Annotated in this window: 14 protein-coding genes and 1 other RNA gene; 7 read left to right on the forward strand and 8 right to left on the reverse strand. The window is 62.4% G+C overall.

Annotated elements, in window-relative coordinates; all coding sequences use genetic code 11:
• Window positions 1-2 precede the first annotated feature (2 nt).
• The 7 genes from NKH33_RS11745 to NKH33_RS11775 all read right to left on the reverse strand — a co-directional run bounded on the left by NKH33_RS11745 (window position 3) and on the right by NKH33_RS11775 (window position 4,016).
• Window positions 3-305, reverse strand: coding sequence for a type II toxin-antitoxin system RelE/ParE family toxin (locus NKH33_RS11745; protein ID WP_352831213.1), 303 nt, complete (start codon window positions 303-305; stop codon window positions 3-5).
• Complete coding sequence (locus NKH33_RS11750; protein ID WP_352831214.1) at window positions 302-577, reverse strand: type II toxin-antitoxin system ParD family antitoxin; 276 nt, start codon at window positions 575-577, stop codon at window positions 302-304. The genes NKH33_RS11745 and NKH33_RS11750 overlap by 4 nt, the downstream gene beginning before the upstream one ends.
• A 153-nt stretch (window positions 578-730) precedes the next feature.
• Window positions 731-1,129: RNase P RNA component class A (gene rnpB / locus NKH33_RS11755), an RNA gene on the reverse strand.
• A 59-nt stretch (window positions 1,130-1,188) separates the two neighbouring features.
• Window positions 1,189-1,938 (reverse strand): lytic transglycosylase domain-containing protein, encoded by a 750-nt coding sequence (locus NKH33_RS11760; RefSeq protein ID WP_352471549.1) that lies wholly within the window; start codon window positions 1,936-1,938, stop codon window positions 1,189-1,191.
• A 184-nt stretch (window positions 1,939-2,122) separates the two neighbouring features.
• A complete protein-coding gene (locus NKH33_RS11765) occupies window positions 2,123-2,890 on the reverse strand; it encodes an N-acetylmuramoyl-L-alanine amidase (protein WP_352471548.1) in 768 nt (255 codons plus the stop codon).
• Window positions 2,887-3,606 (reverse strand): TerB family tellurite resistance protein, encoded by a 720-nt coding sequence (locus NKH33_RS11770; protein WP_352471547.1) that lies wholly within the window; start codon window positions 3,604-3,606, stop codon window positions 2,887-2,889. The genes NKH33_RS11765 and NKH33_RS11770 overlap by 4 nt, the downstream gene beginning before the upstream one ends.
• A gap of 197 nt (window positions 3,607-3,803) precedes the next feature.
• Window positions 3,804-4,016: a hypothetical protein gene (locus tag NKH33_RS11775; RefSeq protein WP_352919560.1), complete on the reverse strand. Its 213-nt coding sequence runs from the start codon at window positions 4,014-4,016 to the stop codon at window positions 3,804-3,806.
• A gap of 181 nt (window positions 4,017-4,197) precedes the next feature.
• On the opposite strand from NKH33_RS11775, the gene NKH33_RS11780 reads away from it, so the two are divergent.
• The 5 genes from NKH33_RS11780 to NKH33_RS11800 all read left to right on the forward strand — a co-directional run bounded on the left by NKH33_RS11780 (window position 4,198) and on the right by NKH33_RS11800 (window position 10,896).
• Window positions 4,198-8,151: a hydantoinase B/oxoprolinase family protein gene (locus NKH33_RS11780; RefSeq protein WP_352919563.1), complete on the forward strand. Its 3,954-nt coding sequence runs from the start codon at window positions 4,198-4,200 to the stop codon at window positions 8,149-8,151.
• Window positions 8,152-8,233: 82 nt separating this feature from the next.
• On the forward strand, window positions 8,234-9,478 hold the full coding sequence (locus NKH33_RS11785) for a BtaA family protein (protein ID WP_352919565.1): 1,245 nt from the start codon (window positions 8,234-8,236) through the stop codon (window positions 9,476-9,478).
• The gene (locus NKH33_RS11790) at window positions 9,478-10,143 is read left to right on the forward strand and encodes a class I SAM-dependent methyltransferase (protein WP_352919567.1); all 666 of its coding nucleotides are present in this window, start codon (window positions 9,478-9,480) and stop codon (window positions 10,141-10,143) included. Before NKH33_RS11785 ends, NKH33_RS11790 begins: the two co-directional genes overlap by 1 nt.
• A 135-nt stretch (window positions 10,144-10,278) precedes the next feature.
• Window positions 10,279-10,575, forward strand: coding sequence for a type II toxin-antitoxin system RelE/ParE family toxin (locus NKH33_RS11795; protein ID WP_352919570.1), 297 nt, complete (start codon window positions 10,279-10,281; stop codon window positions 10,573-10,575).
• A 12-nt stretch (window positions 10,576-10,587) separates the two neighbouring features.
• Complete coding sequence (locus NKH33_RS11800; RefSeq protein ID WP_352453138.1) at window positions 10,588-10,896, forward strand: HigA family addiction module antitoxin; 309 nt, start codon at window positions 10,588-10,590, stop codon at window positions 10,894-10,896.
• Window positions 10,897-10,920: 24 nt separating this feature from the next.
• Here NKH33_RS11800 and NKH33_RS11805 read toward each other — a convergent pair whose 3' ends face one another.
• On the reverse strand, window positions 10,921-12,300 hold the full coding sequence (locus tag NKH33_RS11805) for a serine hydrolase domain-containing protein (protein WP_352919573.1): 1,380 nt from the start codon (window positions 12,298-12,300) through the stop codon (window positions 10,921-10,923).
• 405 nt (window positions 12,301-12,705) lie between these two features.
• Here NKH33_RS11805 and NKH33_RS11810 point away from each other — a divergent pair, with 405 nt between their 5' ends.
• Window positions 12,706-13,503 carry a glycoside hydrolase family 25 protein gene (locus NKH33_RS11810; protein ID WP_502896455.1) on the forward strand — a complete coding sequence of 266 codons (798 nt, stop codon included), beginning with the start codon at window positions 12,706-12,708 and terminating at the stop codon, window positions 13,501-13,503.
• 80 nt (window positions 13,504-13,583) lie between these two features.
• Entirely contained in the window at window positions 13,584-14,756 is a 1,173-nt protein-coding gene (locus NKH33_RS11815; RefSeq protein ID WP_352471540.1) for a lytic murein transglycosylase, read from the forward strand.
• The last annotated feature ends 10 nt before the right edge of the window (window positions 14,757-14,766 follow it).

The following is a 14,766-nucleotide window of genomic DNA, read 5'->3' on the forward strand; positions in this document are numbered from 1 at the left end:
AATCACGAACTTAGATCGTCGGCGTCGATCTTGCGCCGGCCGTGCAGCACGCGAATGATTTCGATCGCCTCTTCGCGGACACGATACAAGGTGAGGTATTCGCCGACGATCAGGTGACGGATTCCGGTTGCGATGTCTTCGCGCGGGGCACCTGAGAAGGGATAAGTGGCCACTTGCTGCCAGCGGGCTTCGATCCGATCGAGCAATCGATCGGCTGCAGCCTCGTTGTCTTGCGCAACATGAAGCCAGATCGCGATCAAATCCTCTTCCGCATTTGCGGTTCGGATGATGGGCAGCAAATTCATGCCGCGCTGTCGGGTTTCAATCGTCTCCGCGCTTCGGCCTTTATTTCGTCGATCGACGCAAACCGTCCCGGCCCGCTGTCGATCCCTTCCTGCACCAGCTTGCGCAATTCCTCGACCGTGTAGCCGAGCAGGTCGCGCCGGTCCTTCCATTGCCGCAGCGCGTCGCGGATCACCTCGCTCGCCGAGGCATATTCGCCGGCGGCGACCACGTCGTCGACCACCGCCGCCAATTCCGGCGACAGCGTGATGCTGCGTTTATCGACCTGTCCCATGACGCGCTCCTGAATACCGTCATCCAAATGGTACGATTTAATCGCACCATTTTCAAGGAATGCCGCGCTTAATTGCGGGTCGAAAACTGAACCAACGGCTGCGCCCGAAGACGCAACCTGCTGATATCAGGAGATTTCCTTTTATCGGGGAAAACTGCCAGCTGGCCTGTAAGCCGGGTTCTGTATGGCCCTCGCCGCTTACACGGCGAGAACGTGGCGGCCATTCATCTTGGGCGCATGTTGCCATACGCCTCACGCAACCTACCCGGACGGTGAGCCGGAAACAGCCCTCGAGGGTTTCCCCTCGCACCGCCCCTATTCGGTCTTGCTCCCGGTGGGGTTTACCGTGCCGCTCCTGTTGCCAGTCGCGCGGTGGGCTCTTACCCCACCCTTTCACCCTTGCCACGATTGGATCGTGGCGGTTTGCTTTCTGTGGCACTTTCCCTGGGGTCGCCCCCGCCGGCCATTAACCGGCACCGTGTCTCCATGGAGCCCGGACTTTCCTCACCCGCAGCCTTTCGGCTTCGCGGGTGCGGCCGCCCGGCCAGCTGGCAAGGCGTATAAAGGGGTTCAGGCCCGAAAACGCAAACGAAAAAGCAAGTTGTCGCTTGTCAGGCGGGCGCTCCAAGTGCAGCCAGTTGGACCTTGACCTTGCCGCAATAGGCTGCGGACACCGGGTTCATCCGTGTGGCGGCATGGCCGGCATTGTATTTCAGGATCGTGCCGCAGGTCGTGCCGCCGCCGAGATCCCGCGCCATGGCGAGGTACTTCATGCCGTATTTGATGTTGGTATCTGGATCATAGAGGCCCTGAACCGAACCGCTATAGCCCATCATCCGCGCCGTCGCCGGCTTGATCTGCATCAGGCCGATCTCGCCGGCGCTGCCGACCTGGTTCGGTTGGTAGTTGCTTTCGATCTTGATGACGGCGTTGGCGAGCGACACCGGGACGCCATAGCTGGCGGCATAACGCGCAATGATCGCCGAATACTGTCCGCTGGCGCCGACTACCACCGCCTGAGGCGCTGGCCTGCTCTTCGGAGCGACTGACGCCGTTGCCATGTGGTCGATGCTTTTGCGGTTACGCTTCACATAGTGTTTTGAGATTGTCTTTCTTGCAGCGGTTGGCTTTTTCGCAGGGGCCGGCTTTTTCGTCCTTACCGCGGTTGCTTGTTCCACTTTTGCGGTGGCGGTCTTCTCTACTTTTGCACCACGGGTGGCTTTCGGCACGGCGGTTTTGCCGGCTGCGGCACTGAAGCCCTGATCGGCCCGCTGGCTCAGCGGTGCGCTGTTTGCCGCACTGAAGGCAAAAGTCATTACGCCGGCAGCAATGGCTGCCGTTAAAACGGTCAATTTCTGCATGTGATCCTGTTCTGTTTGATCTGCACAAAGAACTTCGCGCAGATACCCTCAATCAACATCGGAACATTTGGGGGATAGACGTCCGACAATCTGTACGGATCGCCTTTGACGACGGAATTGGCGCCAAAGAAGGCGACGCAAGTCACTTTGAGTAACAGATTGTAATTTTCAAGCTGGCAAAAGATTATTTGAGAGAGGCTATCCTTACGGAAGCGAGCAGCCTTTCCAGCGTGCGGATCGTCGATCCATCAGCCATGCCATCGACCAGGCGCTGCCGGAAATGCCGCTGAAATGCCTCTACCACGATTTCGGTCTGCCGATCGAAGGCGCCGGTGATCTCGACGCCATAACCATAGAGCGCCAGCATCGACTGCAGCGCCTCTACCTCGGCGCCGGTATCGCCTGGCTTCAGCACGGCGCCGCGCCGGATCGGTGCTGCCGGCACAACATGGCCGATACCGACGGCAAACAAGGCCTTCCATGGAAATTTCTCGCCTGGATCGACCTTGCGCCCCGGTGCCACGTCGGAATGGGCAAGCACCCGCTGCGCCGGAATGGAATGGCGCTCGATGATGCCGGCGCACAGGCCGATCACCGCACCGATCTGCGGTTTTGCAAAGTTGCGATAGCCGAGCGTATGCCCCGGATTGACGATCTCGATGCCGATCGAACAGGAGTTGATGTCGCTCTGTCCGAACCACGAGCTCTTGCCGGCATGCCAGGCGCGGTCGCTTTCCCTTACCATCTGAACAATGCGGCCGTCCTCATGGACCAGGTAGTGCGACGAGACCTCGCTTGCCGGATCGCACAACCATGCCTCGGCACCGGCGCCGGTAGCCATGCCGGTGTAGTGCAGCACGATCATATCGGGTCCGAGCGTCCCGCGCCGTGGTCCGAAATTCGGCGATACCCTGACCTCGGCGCTCGGCTCATCGGGCGGAAAGCCGCTCATGCGTGCCGCAGGCCTCGCTCGATCATTTCATAGGCCGCGTTGATCGCCGCCAGCCTGGTCGTCGCGATCTTGATGAATTCCTGCGGCAGGCCGCGTGCGATCAGCCGGTCCGGATGATTGTCGGAGACCAGCTTGCGGTAGCGCCTGCGGACCTCCTCGAACGGCTTCCCGCGCTCGATGCCGAGCACAACATAGGGATCGGCGGCACCCAGATCGACATGCCGGGCCAGGATGCTCTGGTAATGCGCCTCATCGATGCGGAATATCTCGGCGATGCGATGCAGGAATTCGCCCTCGCGCTCATGCACCAGCCCGTCGGCCTTGGCGATGTGGAACAGCCCGTCGAGTATATCCTCGAGCATCAGGCAGTTCGAATGGCCCGAACCGCAAAGCTGCGCCATCCGCTCGGCATAGGTCTCGAAACCGGCAATGTCGCGTTTGGCCAAATCGTAGAGCCGCGCCACATTGCGCCTCTGTTCCTTCGGCACCTCGAATATTTCCTGGAAGGCGCGCACCTCGTCTTGCGTGACGATGCCGTCTGCCTTGGCCATCTTGGCCGACAGGGCGATCATCGCCACCGAGAAGGCGACGCGCCGGCGCAGATCGGCATCGCCGGAGAAAACCGTGCGCACGGCCTCGACCACTTCGGCGACGCCTGACGACGCTGAAGATGAAACGCGTGTGACGAAGTCGCCAAGGCGGTCCCAAATCGACATGGGGGCTTCATAGGACCAACCACCCATCGCTATCAAGCCAAGACAGTGCCGCAGGGGCTGGCCCAATCGATTTGGCGCAATGCCTGAGGCGGCTGGCGCCAGCGCTCACGTCGTCGCACTCGGCCGCCAGGCGCTGGTATCGTAAGCAGCAGAAAGGCCGGCCTGTGAGGCCAGCCTTTCCTTGGCTGTCACATTGACTACTGAGCCGGAGCAGCCGGCGCAGGCGCAGGTGCCGGAGCCGGAGCCGGCTCGGCAGGCTTGTTGGCGTCAGGAGCAGCCGGCTCCATCGTCTGGTCGGATGCCGGCGGGTTGGTGCTCTGCGTCGTGGTGTTGTCGGTGCCGCTGTTGCTGCAGGCGGCAAGGCCAAGCAACGCAAGCGCCGACACCGACGCAAGAATGAGTTTCTTCATGATATCTCTCCTCTAATCACGCCTCCGTTACCAGCGGCGGTCGAGGACACAATGCGTAAGCTGCGCATGAGTTTCGTAACGTTGCATTTCTGCCTGTAACATATTCCAATCACTTGACGATTGCCGGTCAGGGCCTCGCGAGCTAACAGATCGAACAGGGAAAAATCCCGGGAGCGCCGCTGTGACTGCAAAATGGGATTTCTGGATCGACCGCGGCGGCACCTTCACCGATGTCATCGGCCGTGACCCGCAAGGCGCGCTGCACCCGCGCAAGCTGCTGTCCGAGAATCCCGAAGCCTATGCCGACGCTGCCATCCAGGGCATTCGCGATTTGCTCGGCGTCCAACCCGGCGCTCCAATCCCCTCCGCTCTGATCGGCGATGTCAAGATGGGCACCACGGTTGCCACCAATGCGCTTCTCGAGCGCAAGGGCGACCGTGTGCTGCTGCTCATCACCAAAGGCTTCCGCGATGCGCTGAGGATTGCCTATCAGGCCAGGCCAGATATCTTTGCCAAGCAGATCATCCTTCCCGAACAGCTCTATGAGCGCGTCGTCGAGATCGACGAAAGGGTTCGCGCCGACGGCAGTGTCGAGCGCCTGCTCGACATTGCTTCGGTACGCCCGGCTATTGAGCAAGCCAAGGCGGACGGCATCGATGCGGTCGCGATCGTCTTCATGCATGCCTGGAAACATCCCGATCACGAAAAGGCAGTTGCGAAGGTCTGCAGAAAACTCGGATTTTCGCAGGTCTCGGTCAGTCACGAGGTCTCGCCGCTGATCAAGCTGGTCGGCCGCGGCGACACCACCGTGGTCGACGCCTACCTGTCGCCGATCCTGGCTAGGTATGTGCAAAGGGTGGCAAAGGAACTGGGCGTCCTCTCCCCCCTTGAGGGGGAGATGTCGGCGGAGCCGACAGAGGGGGTCGTTGCGGCAGTGCTCGACGCCCCTGTGGTGCCTTCTGACAGGACCCCCTCTGGCCGCTTTGCGGCCATCTCCCCCTCAAGGGGGGAGAGTAGGTCGAACCCAGTCGAGCCGACCCCACCCGGCGGCTTCGCCGCCACCCTCCCCTCAAGGGGGAGGGAAAGCCCTCGCCTCATGTTCATGATGTCGTCGGGCGGCCTCACCGCCGCCGACATGTTCCAGGGCAAGGATGCGCTGTTGTCCGGCCCGGCCGGCGGCGTCGTCGGCATGGTCGAGACGGCAAAACTCGCCGGTTTCGGCAAGGTCATAGGCTTCGACATGGGCGGCACCTCCACCGATGTCGCCCATTACGATGGCGACTACGAGCGCGCCTTCGACACCGAGGTCGCCGGCGTGCGCATCCGCGCGCCGATGATGCGCATCCACACCGTCGCTGCAGGCGGCGGCTCGATCCTGCATTACGAGGCCGGCCGCTTTCGCGCCGGGCCGGATTCGGCCGGCGCCAATCCCGGCCCGGCCGCCTATAGGCGCGGCGGCCCGTTGGCCGTCACTGACGCCAATGTCATGCTGGGCAAGCTGCAGCCCGAGTTCTTCCCGGCTATTTTTGGACCGGGCCAGGACGAACCGCTCGACGTCCAGACGGTTCGCGAAAAATTCGCGGCCCTTGCCGCCGAGATCGGCGACGGCCGCTCCCCGGAAACCGTCGCCGAAGGGTTCATCACCATCGCCGTCGAAAACATGGCCAACGCCATCAAGAAGATTTCGGTGCAGCGCGGCTACGATGTCACCGAATACCTCCTGAACTGCTTCGGCGGCGCCGGCGGCCAGCACGCTTGCCTGGTCGCCGATGCGCTCGGCATGGAGGCGGTGCTGATCCATCCCTTCTCAGGCCTGCTCTCGGCATACGGCATCGGCCTATCCTCTGTATTTGCGTCACGCCAGCAGGCGCTGCTGAAGCCGCTGGCGGACAATTCCGGGCCAGCGATCGATGAACTCATCGCAACGCTGCGCAAAGCCGTCATCGACGAACTCGCCGCGCAAGGCATCAGCGAAGACGCGGTCGTCTCGAGACCGGTGCTGCAGATCCGCTACGACGGCACCGATACCGCGCTGCCTGTGAACTTCGGGCACGGCTCGATTGCGCAGGCCAAGGCGGACTTCGAATCGGCGCACAAGGCACAGTTCGGTTTCGTCTACGACGACAAGCCGATGATCGTTGAGTCGATCGGCGTCGAAGGTACCGATACCGGCGGCACCGGCCGCGACGAAAGCGATTCAGTTGTTGAAGACATGGCCGCAAGTCCTTCCGGGAACCGGAAAATCTTTGTCGACGGCGTCTGGCGCGACGCCGGCATTTTCCCTCGCGAAACGCTGAAGCCTGGTAACAAGATCGCCGGCCCCGCTTTGATCATCGAGCCAAACCAGACCATTGTCGTCGAGCCGGGCTGGCAGGCCGAGATCACCGCCAAGGATCACGTGTTGATGCGGCGCGTCGAGAAGAAGCGCCGACACGCCGCACTCGGCACCGAAGCCGATCCGGTGATGCTGGAGGTCTTCAACAACCTGTTCATGTCGATCGCCGAGCAGATGGGCGTGACGCTGCAGAACACCGCCTATTCGGTCAATATCAAGGAGCGCCTCGACTTCTCCTGTGCCGTCTTCGACCGGAATGGCGCGCTGGTCGCCAACGCGCCGCATATGCCGGTGCATCTCGGCTCGATGGACCGCTCGGTGGAAACCATCATCCGGTTGAACTCCGGCGACATCCATCCCGGCGACGTCTTTGCGCTGAACGCACCTTACAATGGCGGCACCCATCTGCCTGATATCACAGTGGTGACGCCGGTGTTTTCCCTCCCCCTTGAGGGGAGGGTGGCCGCGAAGCGGCCGGGTGGGGTCCTCGCAGAAGGCACCACAAGTGCGTCGAGCACTGCCGCAACGACCCCCTCCGGCGGCTTCGCCGCCACCTCCCCTACAAGGGGGGAGATCGGCCAATCGCCGAAGATCCTCTTCTACGTCGCCTCGCGTGGCCATCATGCCGACATCGGCGGCACCGCGCCCGGCTCGATGACGCCGCTTGCCACAACCGTCGACGAGGAAGGCGTGCTGTTTGACAATTTCCGCATCGTCGATCGCGGCCGGTTCCGCGAGAAGGACCTGGAGACGCTGCTCACCGACCACCCCTACCCGGCGCGCAATCCGCACCAGAACATCGCCGACCTCAAGGCGCAGATCGCCGCGAACGAAAAGGGCGTCGCCGAGCTGCGCAAGATGGTCGCCCATTTCGGCCTCGATGTGGTCGAAGCCTATATGGGCCATGTCCAGGACAATGCCGCCGAAAGCGTGCGCCGCGTTCTGGAGCGGCTGCCCGACAGTTCCGAATACGAATACCCGACCGACACCGGCCAAATGATCAAGGTGAAGATATCGGTCGACCGGCGGAAGCGCGAAGCGACCGTCGACTTCACCGGAACGTCGCCGGTGATGAAGAACAATTTCAATGCGCCAGAGCCGGTCGCCCGAGCCGCTGTGCTTTATGCCTTCCGCGTCATGGTCGAAGACAACATCCCGATGAATGCCGGATGTCTGCGGCCGATCAACATCATCATTCCCGACGGCTCGATGCTGAAACCCGCCTATCCCGCGGCAGTCGTCGCCGGTAATGTCGAGACCTCGCAACACGTCACCAACGCGCTATTCGGCGCCATGGGCGCGATGGCCAATGCGCAGGGCACGATGAACAATCTCACCTTCGGCAACAAGCAGTATCAGTATTACGAGACGATCTGCTCGGGCTCGCCGGCCGGCCGGATGAACGACGGCCGCGGTTTTGCCGGCACCTCCGGCGTCCACACCCATATGACCAATTCGCGCCTGACCGATCCGGAAGTGCTGGAACTGCGTTTCCCGGTATTGCTGGAGGATTTTCATATCCGCGAAGGCTCCGGCGGCGAAGGCAAATGGAATGCCGGCGACGGCACCAGGCGCACCATCCGCTTCCTCGAAAAAATGGAATGCGCCATCCTGTCCTCGCATCGCAACCGCCCGCCGCGGGGACTGGACGGAGGCGGCGATGGCGAGGCCGGTTCGACCAAGGTCCGCCGCAAGACCGGCGCGATCGAGACGCTGAAAGCCTGCGATCAGACCATCCTCGACGCCGGCGAGGCGGTCATCGTGACGACGCCGACCCCAGGTGGATTTGGCAAGGCCTGAACTCGCGTCAACAGGTTGTCACTGGCCTGTCATCACCCTGCGCTACCCGCTTGCGGCAAAGCAAACGGGGAATCGCCTTGCCATGACGGACATTTCTGGAGAACTGGTTTTTCGCCGCGGCAAGGAAGTCGGCAAGGCCGTCTACCAGAACCGCCCGCTGTCGAAAGCCGGCATCTCCGAGCGCCTGTTCGCCTTCCTGTTCTCCGGCCTCGTCTATCCGCAGATCTGGGAAGACCCCGAAATCGACATGGACGCGATGCAGCTCGGGACGGGCCACCGCATCGTCACCATTGCCTCCGGCGGCTGTAACATCCTTGCCTATCTCACCCGCTCGCCGGAAAGGATCGATGCCGTCGACCTCAACGCTGCCCATATCGCGCTGAACCGCATGAAGCTCGAAGCCGTCCGTCACCTGCCCTCGCAGGGCGACCTGTTCCGTTTCTTCGGCGCGGCTGAGACCGGGCACAATTCACAGGCCTACGATCGCTTCATCGCACCGCATCTCGACCCGGTCAGCCGCCATTATTGGGAGCGCCGCAACTGGCGCGGCCGTCGCCGCATCGCTGTGTTCGACCGCAATTTCTACCAGACCGGCCTGCTTGGCCTGTTCATCGCCATAGGCCACCGCACGGCAAAATTCTTCGGCGTCGACCCGGCCGGCATCATGGACGCCAAGAGCATCGCCGATCAGCGCCGCTTCTTTGACGAAGAGCTGGCGCCGGTCTTCGAAAAACCGCTGCTGAAATGGGCGACCTCGCGAAAAGCCTCGCTGTTCGGCCTCGGCATTCCGCCGGCCCAGTACGATTCGCTGATCACCTCGGGTGACGGCACCATGGCCAGCGTGCTGAAGGCACGACTGGAAAAGCTCGCCTGCGATTTTCCGCTGAAGACCAATTATTTCGCCTGGCAGGCTTTCGCCCGCCGCTACCCTGATCCGGGCGAGGCCGCCCTGCCCGCCTATCTCGAAAAGTGCAACTACAAGACGATCCGCAACAATGTCGATCGCGTTGCCATCCACCACGCCAATCTGATCGAGTTCCTTGCCGGCAAGGATGCCGGCTCGGTGGATCGCTTCGTGCTGCTCGATGCACAGGACTGGATGACCGACCACCAGCTCAACGGGTTGTGGGCCGAGATCACCCGAACCGCCTCAACCGGCGCCCGCGTCATCTTCCGCACCGCAGCGGAACCCAGCCTGCTGCCCGGCCGCGTCTCGAATTCGCTGCTCGACCAGTGGCGCTACGAGAACGACGCTTCGCGCGAGTTTTCGGAGCGCGACCGCTCGGCCATCTATGGTGGCTTCCATCTCTATGTGAAGCGGTCCTGATGAGCACGACCGACTTGCCGGCCAGCCATGCCGAGCTGATGGACGGCGTCTACCGCTGGCAGCGTCATATCTACGACCTGACCCGCAAATACTATCTGCTCGGCCGCGACCGGCTTATCGCCGGACTGGATGTGCCGGCCGGCGGCACCGTGCTCGAGCTCGGCTGCGGCACCGGCCGCAACATCATCCTCGCCGCCCGCCGCTATCCCGCCGCGCGCTTCTTCGGCCTCGATATTTCGGCCGAGATGCTGGAGACGGCCACTGCCGCCCTCGCGCGCGAAGGCCTCTCCGGCCGCGTCACGCTGGCGCGCGGCGACGCCACGGATTTCGACGCGAAAGCACTGTTCGGCGTCAAAAGTTTCGACCGCATTTTTGTCTCGTATTCGCTGTCGATGATTCCCGGCTGGGAGAAGACAGTGTTCGCGGCTCTTGCTGCCCTGTCACCGGGCGGCTCGCTGCACGTCGTCGATTTCGGCCAGCAGGAGGCCCTGCCCGGCTGGTTCCGCACGCTGCTGCGCGGCTGGTTGAGAAAATTCCATGTCCAGCCGCGTGAAACCCTGCGCGACGTTCTGGAATCGGAATCTGCGAGAGTTGGTGCAAGCCTTCGATTCAGAACACTTTATCGCGGCTACAGCTGGCTCGCCGTGATCAAGATCGCCATCTAATATCAATTTTGGCGTGGAAGGTTTTGGGGCTCCAATCCTAAATGGGGGCCGTGGCTGAAATCAGTTAATTGGCTAAATCACACATTGCCATGTGACCCAATGAGTGGTACATTATCTCCTCGCCGGAAGCATGGGATGATCATCGGATTTAGAGATGGATGGCTGCGGGCTTTCTTCGTGGACGACACCCATTCCCGCAATATTCCGTCCGATCTCGAAAGCCGTTTGTTCCGCAAGCTCCAGATGATTGACGACGCGGCGATCGATCAGGATTTGCGTGTGCCGCCGAGCAACCATTTCGAGAAGTTGCGCGGCAATCTCGAAGGCTTCCATTCGATCCGTGTCGACAAACAATGGCGGCTGGTCTTCCGCTGGGACGGGGGCCGGGGCGAGGCGTCGGACATCTATCTCGACGACCACAGTTATATATAAGTGAGGTGAGACATGTTGATGACCGCACGCAAGCCAGCAACGGTTGGCGAAATTCTTACGGAAGAATTCATGCAACCACTCGGCCTGACACAGGCGGCTTTGGCCGAAGCTATGAGCGTCCAGCGCAAGCATGTGAACGAATTGTGCAACGGCCGCCGCAACGTGACGGCGGCTACCGCGCTCATTCTGGCGCGGGTGTTTGGCAACAGCCCGGATTTCTGGTTGAACGTCCAGCGCCGTAATGATCTTTGGACGGTTATGAACTCACCCGACGAGCGGGCGCGTGTTGATCGCGCCAAGCCTTTGGCGACAGCCGCATAGACAAGACTGCGACCGCCGCATTCCTCAGTGTAGCGCCTTGACCAGCCCCGCCACCATCACCTGCGGCCGATAGCCGAGCCTGGCCGGCGTCAGCCCGAGCCGCACCACAACCAGCTGCTCCGAGGGGATGATGGCAACCGTTTGCCCATCATGCCCCTCCATCCAATAGGTGTCCTTGGGCAGGCCGGCGGTAGTGCCGGCGCCGGGGTTTTCTTCGTCGCCCGGTCCTTCTATCCATAATTGCCCCTTGCCGTAGACTTTCGAGGCAGTTGCCGGTTCCCGCATCCAGTCGACGAAGCCGGCGGGCAGCATCTCCTTGCCGTTCCAGACGCCGCCCTGCAGCAGGAACTGGCCGAAGCGCGCCCAGTCGCGTGCCGTGGCGTAGAGGTAGGACGAGCCGACGAAGGTGCCGTGCTCGTCGGCCTCCAGCACTGCACTCTGCATGCCGAGCGGATAGAACAGCGCGGTCCTAGGCCACGCCAGTGCCTTGTCCTTGTCGCCGATCGCGTCCTGCCACAATCGGGACAGCATCACCGCCGTGCCGCTCGAATAGGAAAACACCTTGCCGACCTCGCCGGTCAGCGGCTTGGATCCGGCAAAGCCCGCCATGTCCGGTTCGAGATAGAGCATGCGCGTTACGTCGGCGACGTCGCCGTAATCCTCGTTGAATTCCAGCCCGCTCGACATCGCCATCATATCGGCGAGGCTGATCACGGCGCGGCCATCTCCCTTCCAGGGACCGAACAGACCCTGGTTGGTCATCGCCAGCTTGCCCTCCTTCACCAGCGTGCCGACGATCGCCGCATTCACCGTCTTGGTCATTGACCAGCCCAATAGCGGCGTCTTTTCGGAAAAGCCGTCGCCATAGCGCTCAGCGACGATGCGGCCGTTCTTGACCACCACCACCGCCCGCATGCCGGCGCCGGTCATGGCTGGATCGTCGAGGACTTTCGCGACATCGGGATCCTGCGAGGCATCGGCCTTGTCGCCCTCCGGCCAGATCAGATCGGGCAGCGGCGCCGGCGTCGGTGCAGCTCCGGCGACAGCCTTGGCGGCGGCAATATCGCCGTCGGGAACCGAGGCGCAGCCGAGCCCGTCGCGGGCGACCGCGACACTTTTGCCGAGCGCGCCGAACAGGCCCGCCGAAACCGTTCCCTTCTCCTTGTCCACCGACACTCTCATCAGCTTCAGCAGCGGATGACCCGGCGCCTGCACATCGACGGCGAGCACGTCGTTGGCGTCTCGCCCGGCGATGAAGACGTTCGAGCAGACGATCTTGGCGGCATAGCCGGAACCGACGCGGATCAGTTCCGGCGGCGCGAAATACAGCCAGCCGGCGAGTATCGCAGCGGCCAGCACAGCCAGGCCGAGCAGCCATTTGACGAACTTCAGGAGGATCTGCATTTTTTCGAATTCCCCTGAGCGCGATCTATGTCATCGATTTGCCGCCATTGTTTCGGCAAAATCGCGGCTCTTGTCGAGCGCCGTCAACCGAATATCAACCATGATCGGCGATCACAGGTGCATGTCGCCCAGAAGTGCGCAGCGGTTTTGGGACAACGACATGCATAGACAAAAGAGCTAAGCGCGTCGAAGCGACGCGCTTGGGACAGACCGGGCGATCCTGTGGGGTGACCGTCCGGCGGGGCTTGAATGCATGCGTCCCAAAACTGCGTAACGGTTTGGGAATGCATGAAACGAAGATCCAGGTGCGTCGCGTAAGTCGGTTTCAGACACGCTGCGCCCGGTCGAGGGGCACCCGCGGAAAGACCCATCAGCGGCCGGCTGAAACCGGCTCGGGAAGTAGCGATGCGCCGTTTCGCGGTTCTCATCACGCTGACGCTGCTTGGTGCCTGCTCGACGGTCGAGGATCTGACGCCATCGCTGTCGTCGTCCAGCGCCTCGATGGTTGCGGTACGCGCGCCGCGTTTTGCCGATTCCGACCCGCATGAATGGGACAGCGGCGCACCGTGGAGCTATGCCGTCCACGGCACCGACGTTTCCAAATACCAGACCTCGATCGACTGGCCGGCGGCCAGGGCCAGCGGCATTTCCTTCGCCTTCATCAAGGCAACCGAGGGCGGAGACCGGTTCGATGAAGCTTTCAGCGAGCATTGGAGCCGCACCAAGGCCTCGGGCATTCCCCGCGCCGCCTATCACTTCTTCTACTTTTGCACGCCGGCCGCTACCCAGGCGCGCTGGTTCATCCAGAACGTGCCCAAAGACAGCTCGGCGATGCCGCCGGTTCTCGACATGGAATGGAACCCGAAATCGCCGACCTGTAAGCTGCGGCCCGATCCGGCCACGGTACGCAGCGAGATGAGCACGTTCCTCGAAATCGTCGAAAAATACTACGGCAAGAAGCCAATCATCTACACGTCTGTCGATTTCTTCGAAGATAACGGTTTATCGGGCTTCCGCAATTACCCCTACTGGCTGCGCTCCGTCGCCGGGCACCCGCGCCAGAAATACGGCAGCCATCCCTTCACCTTCTGGCAGTATACCGGAACGGGTGTCGTGCCGGGCATGGCCGGAAACGCCGACATCAGCGTCTTCAACGGCTCCGAAGCCGCGTGGAAGAAGTGGTTGCGGCAGAACACCCGTTGACACCAGGCCTGCCGCCTGCTTTTCGACACAGCCAACGACGAATGCCTGCAACCGCCGGTAATCTTCTTGGAAGGATAGCGATGCGATTGCGCTTTGGACTTCTCGCGGCGCTGCTCCTGACCGCCGTGCCGGCCGCGGCACAGCAATGCGGCGGGGATTTCGAGTCATGGAAGCACGGCGTGGCGGCGGAGGCCAGGGCGGCCGGCGTCGGCGCTGCCGGCCTTGATGCGCTGGAAAACGCCACCCTCGATGAGAAGGCGTTGGCACGCGACCGCGCCCAGGGCGTCTTCACCCAGACCTTCATCGAATTCTCGAACCGCATGATCTCGTCCCATCGGCTGAAGCAAGGTGCGGCCAATCTGCAAAAATATGCCGAGGTCTTTGTCCGCGCCGATCGCGAATACGGCGTGCAGGCGCCGGTCATCGCCGCCTTCTGGGCCCTGGAGACCGATTTTGGCGCCGTGCAGGGCGATTTTCATACGCTGAACGCGCTGGTGAGCCTCTCGCATGACTGCCGCCGTCCGCAGCTGTTCCGGCCGCAGATCGTGCCGCTGCTGATGTTGATCGATCGCGGCGTGGTGCCGGCCGACGTCACCGGTGCCTGGGCCGGCGAGATCGGCCAGACCCAGATGTTGCCTTCCGACTATCTCGGCCACGGCGTCGACGGCGACGGCGACGGCCTGGTCGACCTGCGCGGCAGCGCGCCGGACGTGATCATGAGCACGGCCAGCAAGATCCAGTCGCGCGGCTGGAAGCGCGACCAGCCCTGGATCGAGGAAGTCCGTGTGCCTGACGATTTGCCGTGGGAGCAGACGGGACGCACCAACAAGCTGCCGTTGACGCAATGGAGCCAGTGGGGCGTTACCAGGCCCGACGGTACGCCGCTTCTCGACAACGGCCTGAAGGCCGGCCTGGCGCTGCCCATGGGTCGCAAGGGGCCAGCCTTTCTGACCTACGACAATTTCGACGTCTATCTCGAGTGGAACCAGTCCTTCACCTATGCCCTGACCGCGGCAAATCTTGCCGCCCGACTGGGGGGCGCGCCGCGATTCGATCCGCGCAACCCCGAACCCGGCCTCGACGCCGACCAGATGAAGGCGCTACAGACCAAGCTCGAGGCGAAAGGCTATGACGTCGGCACCGTCGACGGCATCCTGGGCACCAACACCCGCGAAGCGATCCGCAAGGAGCAGAAGCGGCTGGGCCTGCCGGTCGACGGCTGGCCGACGCCGGAGCTGCTGGCGAGACTGTGAATGGTGAATG

The organism is Mesorhizobium sp. M1182 (genome assembly GCF_040318335.1).
GTDB lineage: Bacteria > Pseudomonadota > Alphaproteobacteria > Rhizobiales > Rhizobiaceae > Mesorhizobium.